The organism is Parabacteroides caeci (genome assembly GCF_023656795.1).
Taxonomy (GTDB): Bacteria; Bacteroidota; Bacteroidia; order Bacteroidales; family Tannerellaceae; genus Parabacteroides; species Parabacteroides segnis.
On the sequence record NZ_JAMOKT010000016.1, the window covers coordinates 1 to 12,595 of the forward strand.

The window sequence follows — 12,595 nt, forward strand, 5'->3', positions numbered from 1 at the left end:
TCGGACAAGTAACGTTTAGTTATCTCTAATTTTAATTCATGGCTGTAACGGATACAACCTACATGTTTCGATTCTGACATAAGTTTACTTTGGTATTTTGTCAACTTATTTCAGGACAGGACACCCTTTCTTTTATTCTTTCAATATATATTAAACGAATAAAGAACAATTATCAAATGAATAAAGCATATATGTGTTCTTTGCGTTTGATATATATCAAACGAATCACTTATACTGTAATCGGGCTGAGTTCGATACAAGACTTAATGATTTTGAATCAGAAGTTTTTTATCTTAGCCAGCATAACCACAGGATTATCCTCTTCCCCTAAATGAGTTGCTATTTCTTTTAACTGACCTTTCAATTTTCCTTTCCCTTCAATAAGTGATAAAGCATTCAAAGATACGGCGAAAGCAACCTCTTCGTGTATTTTTGCAGAATCTTTTAAATAACTTTTTTATCTTTGCAATTTATCATTATCATTAATTTAAACTTAATCTAAAATGGAATCAGTAGTGAAAAGAGTAACAGCCACAAGCTTATTGGCCTCTTGTGCAGTATCATTGGCCTTGTTTACCTCTTGTGCAGGTGTTGAGCAAAACACGCTTACTCCCGAAGAAGTCGCTGACGGATGGCAACTTCTTTTCGACGGAAAAACACTCAACGGGTGGAAAGACTATAACGGAACCACTCTGACACAACCCTGGCACGTAGTAGACGGATGTATCCAGGCTAAAGGTGACGGCAGCGATGCCAGCGGTTATATCGTAACCGACAAACAGTATGAAAACTTCGAATTGTCATGGGACTGGAAACTGTCTAAAGGCGGCAACAGCGGTATGCTTTATCATGTTGTTGAACGTCCGCAATTTGCCGTACCCTATGTAACAGGTCCGGAATATCAGTTGATCGACGAGCCTAACTTCCCGGAACCTCTGGAAGAATGGCAGAAACTAGGTGTCGATTATGCCATGCATTTGCCTGACAAATCCAAAATGAAGGTAAATCCACAAGGCGAATGGAACAATTCCAAGATTGTATTCGACAATGGCCATGTAGAACATTGGTTAAATGGACAAAAGATTGTGGAATTTGAAGCTTGGACAGATGATTGGTATGAAAAGAAAAACAGTGGAAAATGGGCAAATGCTCCTGAATACGGTTTGGCAAAGAAAGGTGTTCTTTGTTTACAGGATCATGGTTATCCCGCATCTTTCCGTAATCTAAAGATCAAAGAACTTCCCCGTAAAACGAAAGAAGTCAACCTCTTCAACGGTGTTGACCTGAAAGGCTGGGAAGCATACGGTACAGAATTATGGTATGTAAAAGACGGTTTACTGATTTGCGAAAGCGGTCCGGATAAAAAATATGGTTATCTGGCAACACGCGATTACTATGATGATTTCGACCTAACAGTAGAATTCAAACAGGAAGCCGACGGTAACTCTGGCGTATTTATCCGTTCTTTCATTGAAGAAGACGTAAAAGTAAACGGATGGCAGGTTGAAGTTGCTCCTAAAGGACACGATACTGGCGGTATCTACGAATCATACGGACGCGGATGGTTAGTCCAGATCCCGGATGAAAAAGAAACAATCCTGAAAGAAGGTGACTGGAACACCATGCGTATCAAAGTGCAGGGTGACAATGTACAGACCTGGTTGAATGGCGAAGAAATGGTTAACATCAATGATGAAAAAATCGGTGCCGGCCAGGGCCGCATCGCTTTACAGATCCACGACGGTGGTGGCATCAAAGTATTATGGCGTAACCTGAAACTGAAAACGTTATAATCAATTAATTACAAATAAAAAAATCCCCGGCGGAATGAACTGCCGGGGATTTTTTATTTCTATCATCTACGTCCATGTCCTTTTTTACGAGGAACTTTTTTTTGTTTTTCCTGATACAGCTTGTATTGTTCGTCCGTCAGAATCTTCTTAATTTGAGCCTCTTTTTCAGTATACATGGCTGTCATCTTTTCCCGCATCTTTTCGCGGTCATCTTTTACAGCCTCACGTTCCTTATTCATTTGTTCCCGGAAATCAGCCTCAACCTTACGAAACTCCGCAGCTTGCTTATCATCGAGTTTCAATTCCTCGATCATTTTTTCACTACGTTGAGAGGGATCTCCCTTCTTTCCCTGACGATTACCACTTTGTGCAAAAACTGTTGCCGAACTAATCAGGATAACCAAAAACAATCCTATTACCTTCTTCATAAACTAATACTTATTACTAAATTAATATTTTCCTGTTTGTGAAGCGCTTCGATATAATAGACTTTGTTACATGGAAATAGTTTAATCGTTCTGCAAAAAAAATATTTTTTATTCAGTCGGTCCTATCACTATTCCTTCAGCAGCCCATTTATTCTTAAAGTAATCAAGAGATTTCAGGAAACGATTGTAATCTTTTTTATCCGAACCGCTCCATCCTGTTTCTGCATAAGCAGCAATACGTGGATAAGTCAACCGGTTCATGCTTTCAACCGTAGGAATAAATTCACCCCACATCTGACAACCAAGTCCTAAGACTCTGCTTTGTTCTTCAGGAGACAACCCTTCAGGAACCGGATTAAAAGCATAAGCCTTGGATAAAGGTATCGATTCATAATTGTAATCCACATAAGTATACTCATGGTAAGAATTTACCACATCATATCCTTTATCGATCGTTTTCTTGATAAGAGCCGGATCCCCCTTCCAAAAATGAACGATCGTACCTTTTGCCAACTGCTGTTCTGCTTCTTTTGTATCCTCTTCCGACTGATATTCATGCAGTTTATCTCCGGTAATCTCATTCCATCCCATCATTCGCTTACCTTTTGCCGCCAGCATATTGGAGATTTCATTTGTGAAATAGATCTGAAGTTCTGCCGGAGTCTTCAAACCTTTCTTTGCCATATAACTACGTATTGCCGGAGATGCTTTCCACTGATCGTATTTCACTTCATCCCCTCCGATATGGAATACCGGGCTTGGGAATAACGCTATTACTTCATTGGTTACATCATCCAGAAATTGCAACACTTTAGGATCGGAAACATTCAGCACTTCATAATGCACTCCAAATTTTCCAGGAACTTTGATCTGCTTTCCGCTTGTACCCAACCAGGGATAAGAAGCGATAGCCGCACTGGCATGTCCCGGCATACTTACTTCCGGAACAATGGTAATATGGCGTTTAGAGGCATAATCAACAATTTCTTTTATATCTTCCTGTGTATAAAATCCTCCATGCCGTTTCCCGTCATACACGTCACTACCAAAATGGTTGATTTCCGAAGAATCGCGGAAAGCGCCGATTTCAGTCAGTTTCGGATATTTTTTAATTTCAATCCTCCAACCCTGGTCATTAGTAAGATGCCAATGGAACGTGTTCATTTTCAGTTGTGACATTTCATCCAAAAGTTTCAGTACAACATCTTTTCCTTTAAAGTAACGTCCTTCATCCAACATAAAGGCACGCCAGGAAAAAGCCGGATAGTCAGAAACAGAAGCTTTCTGTATCATATATTTTCCATTTTTCTCCTTGATGATCTGCCGCAACGTCTGCACACCATTCAAAATACCGGCAGGAGTTCCGGCTTTTATCTCCACTTTTCCGGAAGATACTTCCAGTTGATATCCTTCCGGCTTATCCGGTAAAACTGCCGGATCAAGTATCAGGTTAATATCACCTTTACCTGTATCCTTTACAGTAGCACTAAGTGAAAAATCAGAAGAAAGAGCCTTTTGCAACAACCCTGCCTCATTATTCAAATCCCCGGAATAAGAAATAACCGGATGATTCCCCATTTTGAAAAACCCAGGTGTATAGGTAATTTCCTGAGGCTGCGGGATGATTGCATACTCTTCGACCGGTGGAGCCTGGCAGGCACAAAGGAAGACAAAACACAAAAAAGTCAGAATGTTTGTTTTCATGTACTTTAGATTTATTATTAGATATAAGATATTGTAAAAAACACTCTACAAAGTAATAAGATAAAAACAGAATACACAAACTTAAACTAAAAAAACAACAAAAATGAAATTAACCGGACTCAGGAATAGTATCCCGAGTCCGGTTTCCAATAAAAATAAATTCTAACCTAGATAATTATAGATCCCCCTTTTCTCAACTCGTTCCTAACTTCGTTACTTGAAACATCCCTAATTCTTTTTTGCTGTTGTAGTGCCAGATATGAAGTAACACCGGCAGCCTCACCTACCTGATTCATATTCACCATAACCCTTATGCCGGAATAAGCAATAATCGCAGCATCCAGCATTCTTCCGGCAACCATCAGATTATCATGTTTTTCTGGTATGATCGAACGAAGCGGTATTTGATAGAAAGTTGGATCTACATCCATTTCTTTTCTCCACCGCCCTTTCTGATCTGCAAAACCCGGCCTTACATATACCTCAGAACCATCAAGATATCTAAAAGTCAAACCTGGTTTATCCTGATGATGAATATCTAAACGATAGCTTCCATTCGCTATCGCATCATCAAAATGTTTTCCATACATTGCGTCTTCATCACTAATCTGATAAAGACATTTTATATGCCTTGTTTCCCGTATTCCAATGTATGACGGTAAAGCAACCAGACCGGGGAGATTTTCCTTCTTCCCATATTTCCTCAACATATCCATAATTGCACGAATTTGTCTTCTGCCTTCTATTTCCGCTCTCGTTAAATCATCTGCAACAGCGCAGTCCGCTTTATATACCCGTGTTCCCGCAAGCATATAAACATTCGTCTCAGGCAGCGTTGCTCCCCAAACAAATCCATCCGGAATATTAAATTCTGCTCCATGCTTTTTTAATAGTCCGTCGAATTCTCCAGAATTCCAACCTTCAAAATGTGCACAAGTCGTGGGAGGTTGCAGTAATTCAAAAGCATAAGATTTTAGACCTAAACGATAACAAAGGTCTCCATCCCCCGTAGCATCTATAAAGTATTTTGCTTTTATGATGCCTCTGCCTGACTTATTATCTACAATTACACCCATCAGTTTACCATCTTCCCCCAAATATGGCTCAGAAAACAATGTATGTAAATAAGGATGAATACCAGCTTCCAATACAAGTTCGTCCAATTCTATTTTAAGTTCCTGAGAATTAAAAGTGTATGCCGAACTTGGATTAGAACTGACATTTACTGCATCACGAACTGCCAGCCTGTCTATCACTTCTTTTGTCAGGCCTGCTATTATTTGCTGCTTCCCTTCCGTATCATACAATGAATGCCAAATATTCACCAAAGAGCTTGTTGCGACTCCTCCAAATGCATTTTGTTTTTCTACAACAGCAACGGAAGCGCCCAAACGAGCAGCACGTACCCCGGCAAACACACCGGTACAACTTCCACCTAATATACATATATCAACCTCATCAATTATCGGTAAATTAACAGATGACGCTTTTGTATTCGTTCCATATTCCACGCAAGAAGAGATAGATCCCAGCACCCCGAGACCAACGCTTCCTACACAAATATTATTTAGAAATCTTCTTCTGGAATGTAGTTTCATATCAACATATTATTTATTATTTTTCTATTCATATCCATAAGCTATTACCGAACATTTTCCATATTCGTCAGAATCAATAACCACTGTTCTGAGTCAGATTTTTATTTACATCCCGTTCTGCCTGAGGAATTGGCCATAAATAATCGACATTTTCTCTAAAAAAAGTTTCCTCACAAAAATAATAGCCATCTGCATTGACTGGAACTTTCGTATATCCCGGAGCTTTCTCTTTAGAACAGATTTTCATACCATGAAAACGCCCTTTAAGTAATATATGAGCTGTACGCCACCGGAACAAATCAAACAATCTTAAACCTTCCCAAGCCAATTCTACACGCCTTTCACGTCTCAGAATAGTTGTCAACTTATCCGGATTTGTTTCCGTAACAGGAGGCATCTTTATTTCTTCGCGACCTCTGACACGGTTTATTGTCTCATCCAGTAAATTCTGCGTTATAGGAGTTCCGGACTCTATATTCGCTTCCAGATAGCTCAACAAGACCTCTGCATAACGGATCATTGGAAAATCGCATCCATATACATTCAGATTTCCATTGTAATCTTCATCGCAAAATTTACGAACCATATAACCACTCCATTGACGTCTTGTCAATTGATCCTGATAAACTGTCGGAGACGAATCCGGATGGGCGATATATAATATATTCTTAAAGACGGATATATTATCTACAAATATTGTTTTCAGCAATCTCGGATCACGATTTTCATAAGGTTTCTCCGGATCGAACAATGGAGATTCTTTAACAGGCAGACCATCTATACATTCAAAATCTTCCACTAATTCATTATATGGACTGTAATGATGATATCCTCCCCAGGTAAATCCAAGGCAACTCAACAAAATGGAATTTCCATATATATCGGGCATTCTTTTACTTACCAACAAGAATTCTTTGCTGTTCTCACCTTTTTCAATAAAAAGATCACTAAAACGTGCATCTATATTATAGACACCCAGATCCATAATCTGTTTATAAACATTTTTCGCATCTTCCCATCTTTTTTCTGCCAAAAAGACTCTTCCCAAAATAGCTAAAGCTGCCCCTTTCGTTATTCTACCATAATCTTTATCCGGGCGTGTTACCGGTAAATTAGGAATTGCCGCCTGCAACTCCTCTATTACAAATTTGATCACATTTTCACGGCTATCACGAAACACACTATTAGCTTCATCCACCGTCAATACTTTAGTAACCAAAGGAACATCACTCCATAAAAACGCCAGCCAGAAATAATCGTAAGCTCTTATTGTTTTGACTTCAGCTTTCATTTCTTCCAGCTTACTTACATCCATTTCAACATTATCAATATTTTCAAGAAAATTGTTACACTTCGTTATTTTGATATAAGTTGTTGTCCACAAATCCATTACAGGCTGATAAGAGGCAACCAAGTCACCATTATTAAAATCAGTTACGCCATTGTCCTTTTCAAAACCATTATCAGTGGTAGCCTCAAACAATCTTAAATAAGCATCCTGATTCCATAAATCAAACGATTGTTTTGCATTGGTTCCTGTCAGTTTATTTTGTTGATATACTCCTGTTAAGGCCAATAAGGCATCTCCCTCTGTTTGCCAAAAAGTACTATTAGACAAACTATCCAGCGGATATTTATTTAATAAACTATCACACCCTGTTAGTACAACAATAGAAAAGCTTAAAAAAGCTCCTACAAATATATATTTACTTACACAACTCTTTTTCATATTGCTTCAAATTAGAATGTTACACTAATACCTGCCATAAAATCCCTAACAGCCGGATACATAGAAGTTCTTTCCGGATCCCATCCTTCCAAAAAATTATGGAAAGTGGCCAGATTTTTTACACTTGCATAAACTCTCAGATTTGACATACCTAAAGATTGAATCATTGCAGAAGGGAATGTATATCCGATTTGTATATCATTAATCCTAAAGAAAGACGCATTAATAACTCTGTATGTAGATTTATAAAATTGTTGTTCTCCTCCTCCAACAACCAATAACCTAGGATAAGTCGCATCATGATTATCTTCAGTCCATCGTCCTTTTATCATCCATTCCTGCGGATTTGAGCCTCGGTAAAAAGCATTTCCCTGATAACTTTCTTTTCCTCCGACAAAACGGTCCATTCCTCCTACTCCATTCATATTAAGTAAGAAATCGACATTTTTATACTGAGCATTGATATTAAAACCGAAATTAAACTTTGGAAACTGGGTTCCTATTATCTGTCTGTCATAATCAGCATTAACAATACCATCCGGTACACCGTCAGGACCGCTTATATCGACTAACTTTAAGTCCCCGGGTTTAGCAGTTCTGGGTTGTTTGGCATAACTATCAATCTCTTCCTGGCTATTGAAAAAACCATCAACAACATAGCCATAAATCGAATTTAAAGAATGACCGACAAAAAGTCCTCCGGCAATATCCTTTTCCACATTAGCCAGTTTATCCACACGATTTTTTACATAAGACACATTTGCTGCAACTCCATAAGAAAAATCTCCTATAACATTTCTATGCTGAACTGAAAAATCGACACCTTTATTGATTACAGTTCCTGCGTTCTGCACAGACGGAGTCATTCCTAATACTTTTGAAGCTGTTACATTATATAAAATATCAGACGTTTCTTTTACATAGTAATCTGCAGTAAATGTCAATTTATTACTAAACAAACCGATATCGAGTCCGACATTCATTACCTCTGTGGACTCCCAAGTGATATCCGTACTTGGAACATCTACAGCAGCAGCCCCGGGCCATAATTCTTCCGAGACACCAAACGGAGCATTAATACCCAAAGCAATTACTTGTTGATAAGGATAATCCCCAATATTCTGGTTACCTAATTTACCCCAGGAAGCTCTCAGTTTCAAATTGTTTATAACCGGTACATTGAAGAAATTTTCCTGTGATATAATCCACCCGCCGGAAACTGACGGGAAAAAGCCCCATCTGTTCTTTTTGGGGAACCTTGAAGATGCATCATACCTGGCACTTACTTCCAAAAGGTATCTATCCAGAAATGAATAATTCAATCTTCCGAAAAAAGAGGCCAAAGCCCACTCTGATGCAGAACCGGCATTTTGCTGGTTAGAAGCCGAACCGGCATTCAGTTCATACAAAGTATTACTGGGGAAATTATCACGAAAGGCTTCAACCCAATCGTTTTTATTACTTTCCTGAGAATATCCTAAAAGAGCATGGAACAAATGAGAATTTACAGACCAGTCATAATCCAGATATGCCTGCAACGTTAAAAGAGTATTCCGAGCTTTACGTATCCTGAGATCGGAAGGTGATGCAGTCAGGTATTGATCTATTACCAACGTTGGCCTGAATCTTTTGTAGTCAGAAGCTGAATAATCATATCCTGCTACTCCTGTCAGTTTTAAATCCTTCAATATATTCCATTCAAAATTAGCACTTGCAATAACATCTACATCATCATTCTTAATGAAAGACTCGCTATCCATCCAACCTTCAATTGTAAATCCCGTCTGATTACCATAATAACCATCCGAACGTTTGCCGGCTATTGTATTCGGTACTTTTATTGCATAGCTTATTAAACCTTCAACTCCTTCAGGAGGATTACTGTCAACAGCTGTTGGCTGATTACTATCCCCTTTTTGTCCGGAAAATTTCACATTTACTTTAAAATTATCTCTTAGCTTGCTGCTTGCATTAAACATTACATTATAACGTTGATAGTTTGTTTCCGCAACAATACCTTTTTGATTAAGATAACTCAGAGAAAACATATAAGAATTCTTTTCTGTACCTCCTGTCAAACCTAAATAATGATTGGTCTGAAAACCACTTCCGGAATTTATCAAGTCATCATAATGCCTTTTATTAGGATAATTATCCGGATCTTCCCCTGATTTAAATTTAGCAATTTCATCTGCCGTATATTGCGGACTTCCTCCTCCATTTATCAATGCTTCATTATACATTTCTGCATAGACCCAGGAGTCCACTATTTTAGGAGTCTCTGACGGACGGGAAAAACCAAAGTTACCCTGATAAGTAATTCGTGCTTTTCCTTCTTTTCCCTTTTTCGTTTCAATCAATATGACACCATTTGCAGCCCTGGTTCCGTATATAGAAGCTGATGCTGCATCTTTTAAAACAGAAATACTCTCTATATCATTCGCATTCACATTATCCAACGAAGAAGACAATCCGTCAACCAATACTAATGGAGAGTTTCCCGCACTACTGAAAGTCCCCAATCCACGGATCGTTACAGAAGACTGATCTGCCCCTGGTTGTCCGGAACCTTGTGTAACATTTATACCGCTAACCATTCCCGATAACAATTGAGAGGTTTGTGTCACTTTCAATTTCCCTATATCTTTCGTGCTTAATGCCGATACAGATCCTGTCAAATTGACTTTTTTCTGCGTACCGAATCCCACAACTACAACTTCATCCAAACTAGTCGAATCTTCCTGTAAATCAACATCGATCACTTCTTTATTACTTACTGTAATTTCTTGTGACATATAGCCGATATAAGAAACAGACAATATATCAGACGATGAAACCTCCAGAGAGAACCTGCCATCTATATCAGTAATCGTTCCGTTTGTTGAGCCTTTCACTAAGACATTCACTCCGATAACAGGTTCACCTGTACTTTTATCTTTAACTACCCCTGTTATCCTTCGCCTATCCTGTAAAATTCCAGATGCTTCATTTGCCGAAAGAATAATATCCTTATCTACGACCTTATAAGCAACATTTGAATTTTTAAATATTTGATCCAGGATTGTAAAAACGGATTTATCTTTTACGTTTACCGAAACTGTTCTATGGATATCGATAATCTTGCTGTTATAAAAGAAATGAAAATCAGTTCGCGTTTCAATCTCTTCCAATACATCAAAAACCGTCCGATTAGTCATGTTCATCGAAAGTATAGCCTTTTGTGCATATGAATTCGATGCCCAAGCTAATCCGATTGACAAAAAAAGCAATAGACTGGTTAACTTCATGATTCTTGTGATTTTAGATTGTAATATAAAGGCACTAATATTCCCTTTATATTGGAAATAATAAATCTTTACCATACTTTTGCAGTGATTTAAGATTAAAAAAAATATTTGATTTGTCTCCAAAGACCTTTCGAATTTTCATACGGGAATATGTTACCAGCATATTTCCGTATGTTTTCAATAAGGCTTACAATAATCCTGTATTACTTCATAGGCATATATTTTAAGTTAAACATTCAGATTTAACACTATCTCATTTTCTTCAGAGTGACAGTCTCATTTTGAATACCCGAACTATCATCCGATGTCATTTGCTTAATTGTATAATCTATTTGCGAAGAAATTTTCAAGTAGTCCAAGATTTGCGACAATTGTTTATTTTCAAATGTTCCGGTAAAACGATAAGTATTGATCACAGAATCCTTTACATCAAACCTTACATTATAAAAATAAGACAACTTCTTCAAAACCTGTGGTATCGGCATGTCTTTAAACATTAAACGTCCCTCTTTCCAGGCCGTATCATACTCCGTATTTACGGTAGCTATAGAAACAGAACCGGAAGAAATATCATAGACAGCCCTTTCCGAAGGCTTAAGTTTAATATTAGACACTATATCACCATTTTTTACAGCTTCTATATTTACAGCCCCACTAACCAATGTCGTTTGTACTATACTTTCATTGTTATAAGACTGCAAGTTAAATTCCGTCCCCAACACTTTAACACGCATCCGGTCATTAGCCACACTAACTATAAACGGTTGCTCCGGATTATGCGTAACTTTAAAATAAGCCTCACCTGTAAGCGTTACCCGCCTTTCCCTTTTATCATAATGCAACGGATATGAAAGTACACTTCCTGAATTCAAATAAGCAACGGTCCCATCCGGCAAGTTAAAATGCGTACGCATACCTGCATTCGCCTGAACTGTTACTATCTGTGCCTCATCCCCTGTTCCTTTTTGCATCCAATAAGATATTGCAGTGGATAAGATCAAGACACCCAAAAAGCAGGCTGCTGCCAGATAAGTGCGATTTATCCAGTTTTTTCTCTGTAAACGTTTAATACGCCTTTCCACTTTACAAAAAGCCTCCAGCGAATTACGGGCTGCTATTCTTTTTTTCGTGCGAAGAGCATGATCTATAGTAGCCAACTGCCATAAAACGTTCTCCCTGGCTTCATCATCCTTTAACCAACCGTCAACCCAGATTCTTTCCTCTTCCGAAGCGGTTTCCGATATATATCTCAAAAGGACAGCTTCATCCGGTTCATTACTGATAATATGTCTATTTTCTTTTTCCATTCTATATATACGACAAAACTACAGGTACAGTACCCTAAACTCATATTCTACTTTTTTCAAAAAAAGTAATTAGTAAATCGTATAAAATATTTTGTATGTATAAAGAAACAATTTACATTTGCTTATAGATTCGAGATACCACAACAGACAAACAATCCAACTCCATGAATGATGATCAGATTCTGAATTTGCTACAAAATAGTGATGAGAACGCTTATAAACAGCTTTTTCTAAAATACTATTCACCTTTATGCGAATATGCCTCCCAGTATATTTCCGATGAAGATTCTGAAGAGTTAGTACAGGATCTGATGCTGTTCATTTGGGAAACAAGGAAAAGCCTTATAATAGAAACCTCTCTAAAATCCTATCTTTTCATTTCAACCAAACACCGTTGCCTGAATGCTATCAAGAAACAACTATATCACGAACGAATACATAACCATATATATGACAAACTTAAAGATCAGTTTGAAGATCCTGATTACTATTTTATAAATGAACTAACTGAACACATTAACAAAGCTATTAAAGAACTCCCTGATACCTACCGCGACACCTTCGCTTTAAGCCGTTTCGGGGAACTCACGAATACTCAGATAGCTACTAAACTCGGCGTATCCGTCAAAACCGTTGAATACAGAATCAGCCAAGCGTTGAAAATACTGCGTGTCAGACTAAGGGATTATCTGCCACTGCTTTCTTTTTTATTCGGATTCCCTTCCTGAAAAGAGAAAATAGATTTGACA

8 protein-coding genes are annotated in these 12,595 nt (G+C 38.0%); 2 read left to right on the top strand and 6 right to left on the bottom strand.

All coding sequences use genetic code 11. From position 1 onward, the window contains the following. Positions 1–503: 503 nt before the first annotated feature. Entirely contained in the window at positions 504–1,793 is a 1,290-nt protein-coding gene (locus NBH15_RS10165; protein ID WP_128135060.1) for a 3-keto-disaccharide hydrolase, read from the top strand. A 62-nt stretch (positions 1,794–1,855) separates the two neighbouring features. On the opposite strand, the gene NBH15_RS10170 is transcribed toward NBH15_RS10165, so the two are convergent. From NBH15_RS10170 to NBH15_RS10195, 6 genes are all read right to left on the bottom strand, one after another. After that, complete coding sequence (locus NBH15_RS10170) at positions 1,856–2,221, bottom strand: DUF4890 domain-containing protein (RefSeq protein WP_128135059.1); 366 nt, start codon at positions 2,219–2,221, stop codon at positions 1,856–1,858. Positions 2,222–2,329: 108 nt separating this feature from the next. Continuing rightward, positions 2,330–3,925, bottom strand: a complete 1,596-nt coding sequence (locus tag NBH15_RS10175) for a beta-N-acetylhexosaminidase (protein WP_250822596.1) — start codon at positions 3,923–3,925, stop codon at positions 2,330–2,332. Between the two features lie 167 nt (positions 3,926–4,092). Further along, entirely contained in the window at positions 4,093–5,523 is a 1,431-nt protein-coding gene (locus tag NBH15_RS10180; protein WP_128135057.1) for an FAD-dependent oxidoreductase, read from the bottom strand. A 73-nt stretch (positions 5,524–5,596) separates the two neighbouring features. Next, positions 5,597–7,252 carry a RagB/SusD family nutrient uptake outer membrane protein gene (locus NBH15_RS10185; protein WP_250822597.1) on the bottom strand — a complete coding sequence of 552 codons (1,656 nt, stop codon included), beginning with the start codon at positions 7,250–7,252 and terminating at the stop codon, positions 5,597–5,599. 11 nt (positions 7,253–7,263) lie between these two features. After that, positions 7,264–10,614, bottom strand: a complete 3,351-nt coding sequence (locus NBH15_RS10190; protein WP_250822598.1) for a TonB-dependent receptor — start codon at positions 10,612–10,614, stop codon at positions 7,264–7,266. Between the two features lie 173 nt (positions 10,615–10,787). Beyond that, a complete protein-coding gene (locus tag NBH15_RS10195; protein WP_250822599.1) occupies positions 10,788–11,846 on the bottom strand; it encodes a FecR family protein in 1,059 nt (352 codons plus the stop codon). Positions 11,847–12,010: 164 nt separating this feature from the next. Between NBH15_RS10195 and NBH15_RS10200 the strand changes: the two genes are divergently transcribed. Further along, positions 12,011–12,574, top strand: coding sequence for an RNA polymerase sigma-70 factor (locus tag NBH15_RS10200; RefSeq protein ID WP_128135051.1), 564 nt, complete (start codon positions 12,011–12,013; stop codon positions 12,572–12,574). Positions 12,575–12,595 lie beyond the last annotated feature (21 nt).